We start from the raw sequence: 18366 nt of genomic DNA, 5'->3' as shown, positions 1-18366 counted from the left end.
GATTTTTTCCTAATTCATCTTTGAAGTAAGCTGCCCGATAACGGGCAAAAGTTCGGCAAACGTCGCTAAAACACGGTCAGGATGACTCAATGTAATGGATTCGCCATAGTTATAGCCGTAGGAAAGCCCTATCGTCGGACACCCGGCAGCCTGACCGGCCTGAATATCATTACGAGAGTCACCGACAAAAACCAGCTCATCCGCTCTTAAGCCCAGCTGACCTAACATCAGATAGATTGGAGCAGGGTGAGGTTTCTTTTCAACGACATCATCACCACCGATAATTACGCTAAAATAGTCTAAAATGCCCAATGAATTCAATAATGGACGGACAAATTGTGTCGGTTTATTGGTGACCAACGCCATCTTTATTCCATCATCCGCTAAAAATTTCAGCGTTGACTCAACATGTGGATAGAGCTGGGTTCCCTGCTCTACCGACTCACCATAGTGGTGATCGAATAAAATTCGGGCGCGCTCTACATATTCTGCTGAGGTATCACCACCGGCCCAAGTCAATGCACGCGTAATCAAAACGCTGGCACCGTTACCAATCCAATGGGAAACGCGCTCGTCACCGGCAGTCGGTAAACCTAATGATTCTAAGGTGGCATCGACAGCCTGAGCCAAGCCAGGCAAACTATTGACTAATGTTCCATCAAGGTCGAACCCCATCCCCTTGATGCCAGAAAATAAACTCATGCTTTTACCTTCGCCAATTCGCTGCGCATTTGGTCTATCACGGCTTTATAATCAGGCTGGCTAAAAATAGCGGAACCTGCAACAAACATATCGGCGCCAGCTGCTGCAATCTCGGCAATATTGCTGGTTTTCACGCCCCCATCAACTTCCAGGCGAATATCAAAACCACTATCATCAATTAGCCGCCGAACCTGACGTAGCTTATCCAGCGTAGCCGGTATAAATGACTGACCGCCAAACCCCGGGTTAACCGACATCAATAAAATCACATCCAGCTTGTCCATCACATAGTCAAGATAGCTCAGAGGCGTTGCCGGATTAAATACCAGACCAGCCTTACATCCATTCTCTTTAATTAACTGAATAGTACGATCGACGTGTTCCGATGCTTCAGGATGAAAAGAGATATACGTCGCTCCCGCCTTAGCAAAGTCGGGAACGATGCGATCAACCGGCTTCACCATCAGGTGCACATCGATCGGTGCCGTAATGCCATAATCACGTAATGACTGGCAAACCATCGGCCCAATGGTGAGGTTAGGAACATAATGATTATCCATAACATCAAAGTGCACAACGTCAGCACCAGCAGATAAAACTCTGGCGGTATCATCACCCAACCGCGCAAAATCAGCGGAAAGAATTGAAGGTGCAATCAGAAAATTTTTCATCTACATATCCACTTAATTATAGAAAACGTTATCACAGAACAACGACTTAGCGTGGACGATAAAGCGCCAGCAATTCATCCACTTTCGTTCTGCCCATCACATTACGGCTGATAGTTCTACGGCCTCTAACAACCACTAATTCAGCTGAACTATACCATTCGCGCGTCAATTCGGTATCGTGGTTAGAAATCAGTACCGGAACACCCGCGCTTTCAACAATATCCTGCGCCAATAGGGCTAACCGTCGTTGATCATCAACATTAAAGTTATTGGTATGGTAAGCGGTAAAATTAGCCGTCGCTGACAGAGGCGCATAAGGAGGATCGCAATAGACCACTGCTCCCTGCGTGGCCTTCATCATCGTCTGCTCATAATTTTCACAAAAAAATGTCGCTCTTTGCGCTTTTTCGGCAAAACAATACAGTTCGGCTTCTGGGAAATACGGTTTTTTATAGCGGCCAAAAGGCACATTAAATTCACCGCTCAGATTATAACGGCATAACCCGTTATAGCAGTGGCGATTCAGATAAAGAAACAGCAAAGCCCGGCGATAGCGATCGCGACTTTGGTTAAATTCAGTACGCAGTTGGTAATAAACCGGCTCCTGATTATACTCCTCGCTAAACAGCTCGCGAGCATCTTGTACTACCCTATCGGGACATTGCTTTACAATGTCATACAAGTTAATCAGATCGCTATTAATGTCAGCTAAGATGTACTCCTCATAATCCGTATTGAGAAATACTGATCCTGCTCCAACGAACGGCTCAATTAAACGTTCACCCTTAGGTAAATGTTCACGAATTTCATTAACAAGGGGATATTTTCCCCCTGCCCACTTTAGAAAAGAACGTTTTTTTTTCATGCTGCAAGTTAACTACTTATACAATTCACAACGGCGTTTTGCACTCTGTTTCAAGCAGCACATTTGCACATCTCTAGTTATTTTTGTTTCAGATCCTGATGCACTTGTTGCATAGATCTTACCCATGGTTTATTAGCCTGTACTTCATTTGACATGCCGGATAATGCTGCCCGAGCTTCCGCGGCCGACGCATAGCTACCGGTTACTAAAACAAACCAAGGTTTATCATTGCGACGAGTTGAATACACCCAGTAGTCCTTCATGCCATTTTTCTTGGCAAATGCCAATAAAGTATCGGAACGAGAGGCGCTACTAACCTGCAACGTCACACGACTTCCTGGTATCGCTGACAACGCAGCAGTAGTACCCGGCGTTGTAGACCCCTTAGCGGTTGAAACCGTGGAGCTTTCATTAGCTTTAGGTGTACTGGTCGCCGATGATGTTGAGGTTTTATGAGGTGCTTGATTGACCTGATTTGAAGCATTAGGTGAAGCCGTCGAAGCTGGCTGAGTCGCCTGAGCCGGTGCCTTCACTGGTTCATTGTCTGGCTTTGAAGTCGTTGTCGATGCAGGGGCAGAACCCGGCATTTCTGTCTCTTTCAAGCGGTTAAGCTGTTCTTGTTGCGCAGAAAGCGCATCGGTGATCTCACCGGGGATCTCAACTCGTTGCTGATTTGGCGTTTCTGGTAACGGTTGTGATTGAGTTGGGGTACCTGATACCGGTGGAGGAGAAACCGGTTGAGTTGGAGCAGTACCCGGCGCTACTACGCCCTCAGTTTGCTGCCCCGAAGTCTGTGTAGCTGGTTGAGACGTATTATCAGAGGTATTGCCTAAATTCACTTCCCGAGGACCGGTATCCTGCGGTGCAGGTGACTTCAAAGCCGAGCTGATCAGAAAAATCAACAGCAACAGTACCAAAACACCAAGACCAATCTTGATATGCTGGCGTGAAACCATAGGGCTCTGCTGGGGTTTACTGCGCTCACGGCGGGGCGCTCGATCGCTAATATCAGGTCTGATTTCGTCAGATTCGAAGTTTTCTTGATCTTCTTCTCGCACTTTCCCACCCCTTTGACTCAATGAAATACAGTAAACACAACGCTTACGCTTATATAGATACCGTAGACGCAAAGATTATATTAAGCAACATCCTATCGCTGACAATACAACGTCATGTGCCACACCACCTTTCACCTCGGATTGACCGATTGCAGTAGGTAGGACTAAACGTAATTTACCTGCCAATGTCTTTTTATCTCGCAGCATATGGGGGATATATGCTTCAGGCTTCATACTCTCCGGCCCATGAACCGGAAGGTTTGCCCTGACCAATAGACGCTTAATCCGCTCAACGTCTGTCTGCTCAAATGAGCCGAGTAAACGAGCGGTCTCAGCTGCCATGACCATGCCGGCAGCGACGGCTTCACCGTGCAGCCAGTTACCGTAACCCATTTCAGCCTCAATCGCATGACCGAAGGTATGCCCCAGATTCAGCAAAGCGCGAACGCCATTTTCATGTTCATCAGCAGCGACGACGCTGGCTTTAATTTCGCAACAGCGGCGAATACAATAGCCCATAGCCTTCTCATCCAGCGACATCAACGCATCAATATTGTCTTCCAGCCAGTCAAACAAGTCAGCATCAAGAATAATGCCATACTTGATCACTTCAGCCAGTCCTGAAGACAGCTCCCGTTTCGGTAACGTCTTCAGGCAATTAAGATCGATAACAACCGATGCTGGCTGATAAAACGCGCCAATCATATTCTTACCGAGAGGGTGGTTAACCGCAGTTTTACCACCAACGGAAGAATCGACCTGAGATAGAAGTGTGGTTGGAACTTGGATAAAACGAACGCCACGTTGATAGCTTGCCGCAGAAAAACCGGTCAAGTCACCAATAACACCACCGCCAAGAGCAATTAAGGTGGTATCTCGCCCATGGTTATTTTCCAATAAACGGCTAAAAACGGTATCCATTACCGATAGCGTTTTATATTGCTCTCCATCGGGCAAAGCAACAGAATCAACATTGACGCCAAGCTTTTCCAGACTTTTAACGACCGTATCCAAATAGAGAGGCGCAATAGTGCTATTAGTAACAATAAGCGCTTTGTCTCCAGACTGAAGAGGAAGAAAAGAAGCCGGGTCATTAAATAAACCGGCCTCAATAGTAATAGGATAGCTACGCTCTCCTAAAATAACTGTTACCCTCTCCATTAACATGCCTTTTTTAATTTTGTTATTGGACTCAAAGCGGAATGAGCGCGTTTAAAATTAACGGTCTTCGATCAGCTGAATGATTTGATTTGCAACAACTTTAGCACTTTGATCGTCCGTCTGGATCGTGACGTCCGCGATCTCTTCATACAGAGGATTACGTTCCTGAGCCAAGGATTCCAGAACATCACGCGGGGTATCAACCTGCAATAATGGACGTTTCTTATCGCGCTGCGTACGTGCTAATTGCTTTTCAATCGTTGTTTCTAAGTACACAACAACGCCGCGAGCGGATAAACGATTGCGGGTTTCCTTGGATTTTACAGAGCCACCGCCGGTTGCCAGGACAATGCCTTGCTTTTCCGTCAGTTCATTAATGACTTTTTCTTCACGATCGCGAAAACCTTCTTCGCCTTCTACGTCGAATACCCAGGCTATATCAGCTCCAGTACGGCGTTCAATCTCGTGATCGGAGTCTACAAACTCCATATTAAGCTGTTGAGCCAACTGACGTCCTATTGTGCTTTTGCCTGCACCCATAGGCCCTATCAGAAAGATATTGCGTTTATCTGCCATGTTTTTTGGTATTACTAAGATAATTCGTTAATGACAACCCGCTGCGTAAGTTTTCATTTTCAATACATCAACGGGAGTTCACCTGAAACCTCATAAGCATGATGTGTGAGATCAGACTGGAAATTATCTCAACACTATAGGTAGTTTGGCAACCTAATAAATTTTAGTACATCAGCTTTCGACGGTTAAAACTTCTTCTCACCGCTCAAATCTGATCTTGCACCTCATAACTTAGCTTGTTTCAGATAGACACTTGTATGCTAAATCAGTCTACTCGTCAAATTTCAATCGAGTTTTACCGACAAATAACCCAATAATTAGCGTAATTTTAACTAACTATGTTATCAATCATCGTGTTCCGCTCTGATATTAACCATTTTCTATTTTATTTGCTGAGATTCTTTCTGGAGATATGACGATAGTTGGCGTAATAAAAATAACCAGTTCTCGTTTACTCTGCTTCTGGGAATCCCGTTGAAACAGCCCGCCAAGCAGCGGAATGCGCCCCAGTACCGGAACCTGCTCTTTTCCAGAAAGCCGGGTTTGCTGGAAAATACCGCCTAACACGATAGTTTCGCCATCTGACACAAAAACCTGCGTTTTAATTTCCTGAGTATCAATCGTCAGAATCTCGCCACCATCTCCTTTTTTCAGACTTTTTCCCGGCATATTTTGGCTGATATTTAGAGTCAGCTCTAACTGACCACCGGGAAAAATACGCGGCGTCACCTCCAGTCCTAAAACGGCCTGTTTAAACTCAATGGACGTTGCTCCGCTGGAACCGCTGGAGACCTCATAAGGTATCTCAGTCCCTTGCCGGATACTTGCGGTTTGCTTATTCGCCGTCATCAGTCTGGGGCTGGCAATAATCTCTACGCTATTCTCAGCCTCCAGCGCCGACAATTCGAGTCCTAACAAACGGCCATTCAGGCGAGCCACTTGAAACCCCACCATTCCTGCCGGGTTAGTTAACGGTAAATGAATATTAAGTTGGCCGTTAACGCCTCCGCCACTTGATTCTGTCCCGCCCCCTAAGCCCCATCTGACCCCTAACTCCTCCAGACTTTCATCGCCAATGGTCACAATATGTGCGGTTAACTGCACTTGCGGTTGTAGACGATCAATTTGCTGAATAAATGATTTAATCGCCGGAATAACAACGGCAAGATCGCGGATAATCACTGAATTTGAACGAATATCAGCAATGACGCTCCCGCGTTCAGACAGCAGATTACCCTGCTGACCATTTAATATTTTCACCAGCTCGGTCACATCCGCATAATTAACCTGATAATGAAATGTTGTTAATGGAACTTCAGCGACCTGTTGCTGCTGCTGTTGTTTATTCTGCTCTCTGCGCACCTCACTCTCTTGCCGGGACAGTACAATCATCACACTGCCTTCTCGCTCCATTTCAAGATTGCCCGCTTTTAAAACCACTGATAGGGCTTGCTGCCATGGAATATCATCAAGACGAATCGTCAATTTTCCCTGTACGCTGTCCATCACCACCAGATTTAATTGTTGATAGTCAGCCAAAGCCTGCAATATCACAGCCAATGGCGCATCCTGAAACTCCAGTGAAACCCGACTCTCAACGCTATTCGGCTTAGCACTCACCGCCAAAACTGGCATAAAGAGTAAGCTGAGACACAAACAGGCAGTACGAAAATAGGGCAGCCAAGCCATTATTTGTTCCTCAACTTAAGTTCAATGACATCCTGATTACGGCACGCATCCACCACCGAATCATTCACTGAAAACGTTGCCGTCCCCTGCTGAATATTTTCCAACTGCCAATAAGTTAACGGTAGCGCCATCTGGGGTATGGCCTTGATCCAGCTTCCGGCTGGCGTTTGAATCCAGCCTCTCATCTCCAATGCCCTGCCAATAACGCCACGTAGTTGCCAACCCAAGACGATACTTCCCTCATCGTCGATTGCCTTCAGGCATCCTGTTGATTCAGGGGAAAGAAACGGATCTCGTCGGGATAAATCATCATCCGCGAGACTATCCTCAATACTGATCAATGCGACTACGCACAACAAAGCCATCATAACGGAGCCAATCTTCATGATGGTTCCCGATTTAATTGATACAGGCTAACGGTCATATTAAGCGTCAATAATGAGCTTCCCTCCATCGTCAGCTCATTAATAGTGATGATTTGGACGCTGTCATTAACCAAGTGAATAAAATCTATAAATTGAAAATAGCCAGCCTGAATTTTCAGCTGCCAACGAAAAACGGTAAATCCCTCTTCCTTTACCGCAAGCAGCCTTTTGATATCCAGCAATTGGCAACCAGAAAGATAAATAAAATCGGTAACATAGCGGACAAATTCAGCGGTAACCGCATTGAAATTGTGGTACTGATGTAATTCGGCCTCCAGTTGCCGTAACTGATTACTCACCCGTTCTGACTCAGGTAATGCCATCCTTTGCTGTTGATAAGTTTGATAAAATTGTTTTTCCACCGCCAATTTCTGATGTAATAGTTCACCGGTGTCGACTGCTGGTAGCATCACCCAATACCCACACACCACGGCAGGTATCGCACTAATTAACATAGCAAGAGCATGGCGTAACCATCGAGGAGCGGTAACAATCCTGCGCCAGTCGATATCCAGATCGTTCACCATCATTTGGCTTCAACCCAGTCTGCGCTCAGCCTAAAAGCGTACAATTCCACTCCTATCGCAGAAACATTAGCCAAGAGAAGCTCAGAGATTAAAGGCGAGATCGCCATCTTTTGATAAAAATCCACGATGGTTTGATATCCTCGCCCCTGCCCCTCAATCACTAATCTGCCCTGCTGAATAGTGATAAGTTTCAGCCATAGAGATGGTGATAATGAGCGCTCAAGATTGGGAAACAGCGCTTGAATATTCTTTCCCGATTGCCGAATTCGAGCAATATCACGTTGAGATTGATCCCGGATGGCAACCTGAGCTTGAAGCTGCTGAATATGCCTTATCTCCTGCTGTATGGCGTCATTCGCGTCACGGATGGTCACTAACTGTTCAGATAATCGTTGGTTTTGACGGGCAAGGCTAAAATATGTCCCCCATAATCCCAACAAAATGAGGACTAAATAGAGTATGACTAGCCATACAAAATGCTGTAGCGCCCTCTTTTGCCGCCGTTCTCGCCATGGGAGAAAATTAACCTGAAGCATCAGAGATCCTCCTGCCGTAAAGCGAGGCCACAGGCCAGAACCCACTGATGTGGAGTGTCGGGTAAAGGCGGTGACATCTGTCGGATAGCGACCAAAGGTGACCAATAATCAACACTCGGCGGTAGTCCCTCGCCATCATCCACCCCGCTGTAACAAACCTGCTGTACCCTTTCTCCACCAGCCAGCAAATAGAGCTGTCGGGCACTTTCGATACGCTCAGCACACGTCATCAATTCATTCGGCATTAACCGATATAGAAAGGCATGCTCCAATGGAGAAACCAGCAAAAACTGTCGGGGGAGCTGATGAAATAACAGGCTATTATCCGCGACGCCAGCAAGCTGGGCCATCGAACGCAATACACAGGGAGCTGTATCAATAATCTCCGGAAAAATATCTGCCTCCGCTAACGCCTGCAACCATCCGTCAACCTCAGAACGCCGCGCTGCGCTAACCACAATTGATTGATTCACACGGCCAGCACTCTCTGGGTAATCCAACACGCGATAATCAATCGCCAGTTCTTTAGCCGCTAAAGGAAAGAGCTTATTCAGTGAGGCGTCTACCAGCCACGACTGCTCCTGAAGAGACAGGGGCGGTGCTGGCATAGGAATGGATTGCTGTAAGATTGAGCCTGCTGGCAGAGCCATCCGCACGGAAACTCGCTTGGGTAATTTTTGCCGCCATTGTTTTAACGCAGAGATAACCTGCTGCGGTATTACCGACGACGCCCCTTGATTCTGGACAGTGGCTATCGGCTGATAACCCCAGTGACGTAGTTGCCAACCATAGCGCTGCCGCTGTACCGCCAGCGAATAAAAACCATTTTCCTGAATATCTAACCCCACCTGCCAGACTTGCATATCTTGCAAAACCCCCTTTTATGCGTTCCTTCTATAAAAGAACGTATCCATTAAGCTATGTTGGCTTTATACTATCCGCCGATTGTTTATAAACCACTCAATGTCCGTGTCATGGGAATTATCAGGTGAAGTTCGTAAAGTATTTTTTCATCATTGCAATCTGTTGCTTTTTTTTGGGAATTGGCGCGGTTTTTGGCCTCTATAAATATCTTGAGCCCGAATTGCCGGATGTCTCAACGCTAAAAGAGGTTCGCCTACAAACGCCAATGCAGGTATTCAGCGCTGAGGGCGACTTGATTGCTCAGTTCGGTGAAAAACGCCGTATCCCACTGACGCTAGACCAAATACCGCCTCAATTTATTCATGCGTTTTTGGCCACGGAAGACAGCCGTTTCTATGAGCATCATGGTCTCGATCCTATCGGTATTGCCCGTGCTGTGGTGGTTGCCGTTGGCGCAGGTTCTGCACAACAAGGGGCGAGTACCATCACCCAGCAGCTAGCGAGAAACTTCTTCCTGAGCCCGGAAAAAACGGTGATCCGTAAAGCCAAAGAAGCTTTTCTGGCCATACGTATTGAGCGCTCATTAACCAAAGATGAAATTCTTGAACTTTATCTGAATAAAATTTATTTAGGTTCACGAGCCTATGGTGTCGGTGCTGCGGCGCATGTTTACTTTGGCAAAGACGTCAGCCAACTGACATTAAGTGAAATGGCAGTGATTGCCGGACTACCAAAGGCGCCATCAAGCTATAACCCGATCAACTATCCGGATCGCGCCCTTACCCGCCGCAATACCGTTCTGTTCCGCATGTTGGAAGAGAAATACATTACTCAACAAGAGTATATGGAAGCCAAGCAAGCGCCTCTGGTCGCTAACTATCATGAACCTGAAATGGACTTCTCGGCGCCTTATCTGGCAGAGATGGTACGCCAGGAGATGATGGAACTGTTCGATGAAAATGCCTACACCGACGGCTATAAAGTTTATACTACCGTGACCAAAACATTACAGACCGCGGCAAGTGATGCGGTGCGTAATAACATCATTCAGTATGATGTCCGTCATGGCTATCGCGGTCCGGCCAGCGTGCTATGGAAAAATGGCGAGCCGGCATGGGATAAAAAGCAAATTATTACCTCGCTGAAAACCATTATCCCTTATGGGCCTTTGGTTCCCGCCGTTGTAACGCAGACAGAGGCTCAACAGGCGACAGTGATGTTAGCTAACGGAGAGGTAGTAACGTTACCTTTCTCTGCCATGCGCTGGGCTCGACCATTCATCAACGATCGCGCGATGGGCGCTAGCCCAAGAAAAGTCACTGATGTGGTTTTAAGCGGCCAACAAATCTGGTTACGTAAAAGTGGTGAAAACTGGGTGCTGTCACAGGTACCGAGCGTCAACTCCGCATTGATTTCACTGGATCCTCATGACGGAGCGGTGAAAGCGCTGGTCGGTGGTTTTGATTTTAATCAGAGCAAATTTAACCGAGCCACCCAATCAGTTCGTCAGGCGGGTTCCAATATTAAACCCTTCGTTTATGCCGCTGCGCTCGACCGCGGTATGACGCTTTCTACCCTGTTAACCGACTTACCAATTAGTATGAGCGTTGGTGGCGGCAAGATTTGGTCACCCAAAAACTCTCCGCCACGTTATGACGGCCCATTACGTCTGCGCGTCGGTTTAGGCCTATCGAAAAACGTGATGATTGTCCGTGCTATGCGCGCTATGGGCGTGGATTATGCCGCTGACTATCTGCAACGTTTCGGCTTCCCGGCTCAAAACATCTCACGGACTGAATCACTGGCATTGGGTGCGGCATCCTTTACACCAATGCAGATTGCTCGTGGCTATGCGGTATTTGCTAATGGCGGCTACCTTATCGATCCTTACTTTATTAAAAAGATAGAAACCGATGATGGAAAAGTGATATTCGAAGCCAAGCCTAAAGTAGCCTGTGGTTTTGAGTGCGATCTGCCGGTGGTTTATGGCGTTACCGAGAAATCTCAGGCATTTATCAGCAATACCATTGATCTCAGTGGGCAAAAAGAGGCCTCTACAACGGCCGCCGCGACCACAGAAACTCATACTGAAGCTCCTGAAGACGGCAATGATGAAGTGGATCCATTAACAGAAAATGCCCTGAATAACATCACGCCAGTCCCTAATCTGGAAAAAGTTGACTCAACCAAAACCCCGGATGAGTCTCCTTACGCACCACACGTGATTAGTTCCGAGCTAGCATTCCTGATGCAGGATGCACTGAAAAGTAATATTGCTGGTGAACCGGGCGGTGGCTGGAATGGTACCGGCTGGCGAGCAGCTCGTGACCTGAAGCGTAATGATATTGGCGGTAAAACCGGCACAACCAACGGCTCAAAAGATGCCTGGTTCTCTGGTTTCGGTCCTGCAACCGTGACGTCAGTCTGGATTGGTTTCGATGACCATCGTCGTGGTTTAGGCCGTGGTGAAGCCGGGGCGCAAAGTGCTCAACCAGCATGGATTGACTATATGAAAGCGGCTCTCGAAGGTATCCCTGTACAGAAAACGCCTCAGCCTAAAGGCATTATCAGCGTCACCATTGATATGTCGACCGGCCAGTTACCTAGCGGCGGCAGAAGTCGTTCAGAATACTTTATTAAAGGTACTGAACCCACTTCCCGCGGCTATTCTGAAGTAGGAACAACCGTGACAGACAGCGGTGGTAATACCCAAGAGCTATTTTAGTCACTCGTCAAAAGGCCGTTCAACTGAACGGCCTTTTGATTATTCTATACTTAGCAATCACCTACAGTTCTGAGCCTGCTCTCTGATTCAGGTGTTCTCTGGTAAGAAATAACGCACTAACGTTACGCGCCTCATTAAAATCAGGGTCCGCCAGTAGCTCCATCATTTTCTCCTGAGGCCAGGCGACTAGCGTTAAAGGTTCAGGCTCATCCCCTTCCAATTTATTAATATACAGGTCTTCGGCCAACACAATGGTCATGGTGCTGGCAAAGTAACTTGGTGCCAGAGTTAACTGAGACAATACCGTGAGTTTTCTGGCTCCGTAACCAATCTCTTCCATTAATTCACGATTTGCCGCCACCAGAATATCTTCATCCTGCTCGACCAAGCCTTTGGGAAAACCGAGCTCATAATCCTCAATGGCCACCGCATATTCGCGAATCAATAAAATATCATCATTGATCACTGGCACAATCATCACCGCCTGACGCCCTTCTGGCAGCAAACGTTCATAAACCCTACTCTCACCGTTACTAAAGGTTAAATCAACCGACTGAATACGAAACATCCGCGAACTTGCGACCGTCTTAACGTTTAATATTTTAGGTTTTTGCTGCGCTTTACTCATTAATGAGACCTCAGATGGATAATCCCGGTAATGTTGCCGGTCTCTGGATGCCGATATTTAACCAATATGTTGAAGACTGGTGATGAAATAACAGTGAAATAATGCAAAATTCATCTTACTAATTTAGTATTCTAACCCTTATTACTTTACTATAAGCAAATATTTACATCTGAATTTTGATACTGACTGCCACAAAATATATGATAGAGCAGGCTATATTGGAATCACCAGATAAAACACCCCCTAACTGACGATCAATTAAAATTATTTAATATCAATGAATTATAGAGAAATCTGGCTCATCGATGAGAGTATTACATGTTAAGTAATGATGATGTAAGTGTATTAACCATATTACTACTTATCATTTTTATCGCGCTAGCTGGCGTGGGATTGGCTCTATGGATAATCCGTCATCGCAAAAAAAACAACGCTTCTTTGGAAAATCACCTGCCTTTTGTTCATAACAGCACCCGCAAATTATCGACTGAAGAAACGCTAGCGATTAACGAATATTTAGAACTGCTGGAAAAACAGCATAAAGAAGTTGATCAATCATCCAACACCTCGATTAAATCATCCCTCACTCCTTATAGTGATAACGTTTATTCATTCCAGTCAGCCATTATTACTTTGAATTCTCCTGATAATACTAACGTTCAGCGTTACTATATTGACGGAATAGAGGTTTACCTCGAAGCAGAATGGATTGAATACCTGAGCGATATCAATCAGGTCGATGTGGTCAAAACTCAGACCATACCATTAGTTGTTGAGTTAAACGGCCATAAACTTACCGAATTTGTCTTGTCTAAACGTCCACATCAATTCGTCGATAGTCAGCCGGCTCAAACAGAGTCTCAAGAAAACGACGACAATGTTGAGCTCATACGTCTAAGAAAAGAAACAACGGCAGAGTACAATTTAAAGCCGAAGAAAAAATTATATGAGTCACTTATTATATCGGCATCTTATGCCATCTTTTTCTTCAGTTTAGTGAGCTCCGCGGAACTCCTGCCTTGGTTCGTTATTTTGGGGGGATTGCTGCTAGGTTTTGGTATCTGGCGTATGCTCAGACCCGACCCCAAGAAAACTCAGTACAATATTCATTGTTTACGCGGTGTGCCTAAACGCTGGGGGTTATTTGGCGAATCTGATAATGGGCAATTGACCAATATCTCAGTTGGAACTATCGACCTTATCTATCCTCCTCACTGGCAACCTTATGTTGGCTACGATCTTGATCATAAAACCAATATCGATATCTACTTAAATCGCTATGTGGTGAAACAGGGCAAATTCCTCTCCCTGCATAATGAGTCCGTTAACTTTCCACTACATCACTGGGGTAAGAATCTGGTACTGGCGCTCTCTTCCCTATTGGTTGTTACGCTAATTATCTCATTCATTCCGCTTAAACTACCCCTTGAGCTAACTAAAGCTTGGCTACACGGTTCATCCAATATCAATGTGACTTCGCCAGAGCAGCTAAAGCGCGCCAAAATTAAAGTGGGCGATCACTTAACGGTACGGGGTATGGGCATGTGTAGTATCCCAACCATATACCGCAGTGATATTGACTACCCATTTATGCCATTCGACTGTACTGAAATGTATTGGGGTGTGACCAACTTGCCCTCTCTACCGCCTTCAGAAGTGATTGATAATGGGATAGCGTTGCTGAATACCATGAACTATCAGCTCAATCCGATGAACAATCAGGCGGTCAAAAATAATCCAGAGTTGGCCAGAACGGCTGAACGGGCGGGTATGACACTGGTTCCTGACTTTTCAGATATCGTATTGAAAACAGAGAATCTATGTAAGGACCCGGGGGATTGTCGACGGTTAAAAAACTCCCTGATGATTCTCAGTAATGAGAAAGACTGGGATGATCTGGTGGCGAAATCACAGGTTCATGCCACGAAAGATACCGATGTTTTTCTACGTCCGGTGGCTGCTGATACATTACGTTCTCAGGTTAACTCAATTGTCTCATCATTCTTCTACAGTCAAACGCATCAGGCTGCACAGGCTTTATACATTAAGCCTAAGGGTGGATTCTATATCCGCAATGATGACGATGAAAAACAGATGGTCGACAACAGTGAAATTCAGGAACTCACTCATCCTACGATCCCACTGGATACGCTCTATGATAATACCGCAATTAAGCAGTGGTTTGAGCTTCAACGCCTGTCAAATAAGCTACTGGATACTCAATTCAGCACCAGCGGCATTGTGCTTGAAGTGACGCCCATAGAGAATGGAACCACTAAAATTTCTCTGCATAGCGAGTCCAACATTATCTCTTTCTGGCGTTATCTGGGTGCCAGTCTGCTATTCGTTATTATGCTGGCCAGCCTGCTGTATAACCTGCTATTGCTGATTATCAGAATGCGTAAAAACGCCCATCGCATTTCCAAAATACAGGACTACTATGACCGGTGCTTTGCCAAAAGCCTAAGGCTCAAAGTACAGCAGAGTTAGCCCTAACATTAACAGATGCTATCGATTAGGCGAGACACCTTGATTTACTGGGTTTCGCCCATATGTTTAAGTATCGGTAAATTTTCATCCCCGTTTCATGCTCCCGAATTATTACGGTATTGTCGATCGGATACTGCAATCATCACCGGAGCCACTCAGGAGAATCTGTGATGGCAAAGCAACCCGAAGATCAGGGAATCAGGCTGGATAAATGGCTCTGGGCCGCTCGTTTTTATAAAACCAGAGCCCTAGCCCGCGAAATGGTTGACGGTGGTAAAGTTCATTATAACGGCCAGCGAGCCAAGCCCAGTAAACTAGTTGAAATCGGTGCGGAGATCCGTTTACGCCAGGGAAATGATGAAAAGACGATTACTGTCGAAGCCTTAAGCATTCAGCGCCGAGGCGCCAACGAAGCCCAACAGCTTTATCTGGAAACCACAGAAAGCGTCATCAAGCGGGAAAGCGTCGCACAGGCCCGTAAGCTGAATGCATTAACAATGCCGCATCCGGATCGTCGTCCGGATAAGAAAGAACGCCGTAACCTGATAAAATTTAAATATAGCAACGATGAATAACAGCCAGAATTATGGTATTCCAGCCTACAAGTCATCGTTCTAACGAGAGAAAATCAATGTCAAATTCAGATCTGTTATACCGCTATCTATTTGAAAAGCATGATGTGCGTGGTGAGTTAGTGACCCTCAATGAGACTTACGGTCATATTCTGGAAAATCACGACTATCCCGTCGCCGTTCAGCGCCTATTGGGAGAAATGCTGGTTGCCACCAGTTTATTAACCGCAACGCTAAAATTTGATGGCGATATTACCGTTCAACTGCAGGGCGATGGCCCGGTAAAACTAGCAGTGATTAATGGCAATAACCAGCAACAGATGCGTGGTGTAGCGCGCCTGCAAGCAGAAGTTGATGATAACGCGACCCTAAAACAAATGCTCGGCAACGGCTATCTGGTGATCACCATTATGCCTAAAGAAGGTGAGCGTTATCAGGGAGTGGTTGGTTTGGAAGGTGAAACGGTATCCGAATGCATTGAAGCCTATTTCCGCCAGTCTGAACAGTTACCAACTCGTCTGTTTATCAAAACCGGCGCTCATCAGGGAAAAGCAGCCGCGGCGGGAATTCTGTTACAAGTTCTGCCAGCCCATAAAGGCAACGATAGTGAATATGAGCACCTGGCGATGTTAACGGAAACCATTAAGGCCGAAGAATTATTTAGCCTTAACGTTGAAGACATTCTTTACCGCTTGTATCACGAAGAAGATGTCACGCTATTTGAAGGCCAGAAAGTCAGCTTCCACTGCACTTGCTCTAGAGAGCGCTGTGCGCAGGCTCTGATTACCATTTCTCCGGAAGAAATTGATGCACTGCTGACGGAAGAAGGCCATATCGATATGCATTGTGATTATTGTGGTAGTCATTACATTTTTGAAAAAATGGATATTGAATCCTTACGCTTAAATGGTGGCACCAATATGGAAAGCAATAACCACCATTAATGAATATACCTCCCGAGAATGTTGCACATTCTCGGGATTTCAGTCTCTATTTCCTGCTATTTACCCTTCTTTAATCGTTTCACTTCTCAAATCACAGCGACCTTGATCGCATCTTGCGGCAAAATTTAGAACAATATACCGATCCTTGATAGTCATCTCAGTCACCGTTGGGGAAGCCTTTACAATATCTAGCAGTATCCATCTTTTTAAGGAAAAATTATGAGCACAAACCGTATCACACCCCAAGACCTGTCTGCCTACGGTATTCAAGACGTCACTGAGATCGTGTACAACCCGAGCTATGATTACCTGTACAAAGAAGAAACACGTTCCGATCTACAAGGATACGAAAAGGGTACCGTAACTGATTTAGGTGCCATTGCCGTCGATACTGGTATTTTTACAGGCCGCTCACCAAAAGATAAGTATATTGTTCGTGATGACACCAGCCGCGATACCGTTTGGTGGGCCGATCAAGGCAAAGGTAAAAACGACAATAAGCCTATCACTCAGGCCGTTTGGGCCGATCTGAAAAAATTAGTAGGTAGCCAACTGTCGGGAAAACGCCTATTTATTGTGGATGCCTATTGCGGTGCCAACCCGGACACTCGCCTCAGCGTACGCTTTATTACCGAAGTGGCATGGCAAGCCCACTTTGTTAAAAATATGTTTATCCGCCCATCCGATGAAGAGCTACAAAATTTTAAGCCTGACTTTATCGTGATGAACGGTGCCAAGTGCATTAACCCTAACTGGAAAGCGCAGGGGTTAAATTCAGAGAACTTTGTTGCCTTTAACCTGACCGAACGTATTCAGTTGATTGGTGGTACCTGGTACGGCGGTGAAATGAAAAAAGGGATGTTCTCCATTATGAACTACCTGCTGCCGCTGAAAGGCATCGCTTCCATGCACTGTTCAGCTAACGTAGGCGATAAAGGTGACGTCGCCATATTCTTTGGCCTGTCAGGCACCGGTAAAACCACGCTCTCAACCGATCCTAAGCGTCAGTTGATTGGCGATGACGAACACGGCTGGGATAATGATGGCGTCTTTAACTTTGAAGGTGGCTGCTACGCCAAAACCATCAAGCTCTCGAAAGAAGCTGAGCCCGATATCTATAATGCGATTAAGCGTGATGCGCTGTTGGAAAACGTCACAGTACGTTCAGACGGCAGTGTAGATTTCGATGATGGTTCCAAAACTGAGAACACCCGAGTTTCGTACCCTATTTACCATATCCAGAATATTGTGAAGCCGGTATCAAAAGCTGGGCATGCACAGAAAGTTATCTTCCTGACTGCCGATGCCTTTGGGGTTTTACCTCCGGTTTCTAAATTAACGCCAGACCAAACTCAGTATCATTTCCTGTCTGGCTTTACCGCAAAACTGGCAGGTACCGAGCGTGGTATCACTGAACCCACACCAACCTTCTCGGCCTGCTTCGGTGCCGCTTTCCTGTCGCTGCACCCAACTCAGTACGCTGAAGTTCTGGTAAAACGAATGAAAGCCTCTGGCGCACATGCCTACTTGGTGAATACAGGATGGAATGGCACCGGTAAGCGAATCTCAATTAAAGATACCCGCGCCATTATCGATTCTATCCTAAGCGGTGAAATTGAAAAGGCGGAGACCTTCCAACTACCAATCTTTGATTTAGCCGTGCCAACTGCCTTGCCGGGAGTGAATCCTGATATCCTCGATCCACGCGCCACATACGCCACGGAAAGCGAATGGGAAGGCAAAGCTGAAAAACTGGCGAATCTGTTTATCGACAACTTCGATAAATATACCGATACGCCAGCCGGTGCCGCGTTAGTTGCTGTGGGACCGAAGTGCACAGAAAAAGCAGTTTAAATATAAAATATAAAAAGGCGCCCTAGGGCGCCTTTCTTATCACCGAACCGTAAACTCAATATGAAATAGCCTTATCACA

The 18366-nt window shown here is 46.1% G+C and carries 17 protein-coding genes; 5 read left to right on the top strand and 12 right to left on the bottom strand.

Annotation, left to right across the window (positions count from 1 at the left end):
- Positions 1-9: 9 nt before the first annotated feature.
- The 11 genes from BMZ28_RS14160 to pilM form a co-directional block, all read right to left on the bottom strand.
- Positions 10-702, bottom strand: coding sequence for a phosphoglycolate phosphatase (locus tag BMZ28_RS14160; protein ID WP_047779656.1), 693 nt, complete (start codon positions 700-702; stop codon positions 10-12).
- Positions 699-1373 (bottom strand): ribulose-phosphate 3-epimerase, encoded by a 675-nt coding sequence (rpe, locus tag BMZ28_RS14155; protein WP_047779655.1) that lies wholly within the window; start codon positions 1371-1373, stop codon positions 699-701. The genes BMZ28_RS14160 and rpe overlap by 4 nt, the downstream gene beginning before the upstream one ends.
- Positions 1374-1419: 46 nt before the next feature.
- Positions 1420-2238 (bottom strand): adenine-specific DNA-methyltransferase, encoded by an 819-nt coding sequence (gene dam / locus BMZ28_RS14150; protein WP_047779654.1) that lies wholly within the window; start codon positions 2236-2238, stop codon positions 1420-1422.
- A 77-nt stretch (positions 2239-2315) separates the two neighbouring features.
- Positions 2316-3296: an SPOR domain-containing protein gene (locus tag BMZ28_RS14145; RefSeq protein ID WP_074824191.1), complete on the bottom strand. Its 981-nt coding sequence runs from the start codon at positions 3294-3296 to the stop codon at positions 2316-2318.
- Between the two features lie 75 nt (positions 3297-3371).
- A complete protein-coding gene (gene aroB, locus BMZ28_RS14140; protein ID WP_074824188.1) occupies positions 3372-4457 on the bottom strand; it encodes a 3-dehydroquinate synthase in 1086 nt (361 codons plus the stop codon).
- A gap of 57 nt (positions 4458-4514) precedes the next feature.
- A complete protein-coding gene (gene aroK, locus BMZ28_RS14135; RefSeq protein WP_047779651.1) occupies positions 4515-5033 on the bottom strand; it encodes a shikimate kinase AroK in 519 nt (172 codons plus the stop codon).
- 369 nt (positions 5034-5402) lie between these two features.
- Positions 5403-6722 (bottom strand): DNA uptake porin HofQ, encoded by a 1320-nt coding sequence (gene hofQ, locus BMZ28_RS14130; RefSeq protein ID WP_083399701.1) that lies wholly within the window; start codon positions 6720-6722, stop codon positions 5403-5405.
- Positions 6722-7108 (bottom strand): hypothetical protein, encoded by a 387-nt coding sequence (locus BMZ28_RS14125; RefSeq protein WP_074824185.1) that lies wholly within the window; start codon positions 7106-7108, stop codon positions 6722-6724. Before BMZ28_RS14125 ends, hofQ begins: the two co-directional genes overlap by 1 nt.
- The gene (locus BMZ28_RS14120) at positions 7105-7677 is read right to left on the bottom strand and encodes a hypothetical protein (protein WP_074824182.1); all 573 of its coding nucleotides are present in this window, start codon (positions 7675-7677) and stop codon (positions 7105-7107) included. The genes BMZ28_RS14125 and BMZ28_RS14120 overlap by 4 nt, the downstream gene beginning before the upstream one ends.
- Complete coding sequence (locus BMZ28_RS14115) at positions 7674-8210, bottom strand: PilN domain-containing protein (protein WP_047779648.1); 537 nt, start codon at positions 8208-8210, stop codon at positions 7674-7676. Before BMZ28_RS14115 ends, BMZ28_RS14120 begins: the two co-directional genes overlap by 4 nt.
- On the bottom strand, positions 8210-9073 hold the full coding sequence (gene pilM / locus BMZ28_RS14110; protein WP_074824179.1) for a pilus assembly protein PilM: 864 nt from the start codon (positions 9071-9073) through the stop codon (positions 8210-8212). The genes BMZ28_RS14115 and pilM overlap by 1 nt, the downstream gene beginning before the upstream one ends.
- Before the next feature lie 125 nt (positions 9074-9198).
- On the opposite strand from pilM, the gene BMZ28_RS14105 reads away from it, so the two are divergent.
- Positions 9199-11799, top strand: a complete 2601-nt coding sequence (locus BMZ28_RS14105) for a PBP1A family penicillin-binding protein (protein WP_074824177.1) — start codon at positions 9199-9201, stop codon at positions 11797-11799.
- 61 nt (positions 11800-11860) lie between these two features.
- On the opposite strand, the gene nudE is transcribed toward BMZ28_RS14105, so the two are convergent.
- A complete protein-coding gene (gene nudE / locus BMZ28_RS14100) occupies positions 11861-12427 on the bottom strand; it encodes an ADP compounds hydrolase NudE (RefSeq protein WP_047779645.1) in 567 nt (188 codons plus the stop codon).
- A gap of 318 nt (positions 12428-12745) precedes the next feature.
- Here nudE and BMZ28_RS14095 point away from each other — a divergent pair, with 318 nt between their 5' ends.
- From BMZ28_RS14095 to pckA, 4 genes are all read left to right on the top strand, one after another.
- Positions 12746-14917 (top strand): IgaA/UmoB family intracellular growth attenuator, encoded by a 2172-nt coding sequence (locus BMZ28_RS14095; protein WP_074824173.1) that lies wholly within the window; start codon positions 12746-12748, stop codon positions 14915-14917.
- 170 nt (positions 14918-15087) lie between these two features.
- Complete coding sequence (gene hslR / locus BMZ28_RS14090) at positions 15088-15492, top strand: ribosome-associated heat shock protein Hsp15 (RefSeq protein WP_047779643.1); 405 nt, start codon at positions 15088-15090, stop codon at positions 15490-15492.
- Between the two features lie 56 nt (positions 15493-15548).
- Positions 15549-16433, top strand: coding sequence for an Hsp33 family molecular chaperone HslO (hslO, locus tag BMZ28_RS14085; RefSeq protein WP_074824171.1), 885 nt, complete (start codon positions 15549-15551; stop codon positions 16431-16433).
- Between the two features lie 219 nt (positions 16434-16652).
- Positions 16653-18287, top strand: coding sequence for a phosphoenolpyruvate carboxykinase (ATP) (gene pckA / locus BMZ28_RS14080; protein WP_074824169.1), 1635 nt, complete (start codon positions 16653-16655; stop codon positions 18285-18287).
- Positions 18288-18366: the final 79 nt, after the last annotated feature.

It is taken from the genome of Pragia fontium DSM 5563 = ATCC 49100, from assembly GCF_900112475.1.
In the GTDB taxonomy this organism is placed as follows: domain Bacteria; phylum Pseudomonadota; class Gammaproteobacteria; order Enterobacterales; family Enterobacteriaceae; genus Pragia; species Pragia fontium.
This window is presented reverse-complemented; position numbering and strand designations above follow the sequence as displayed.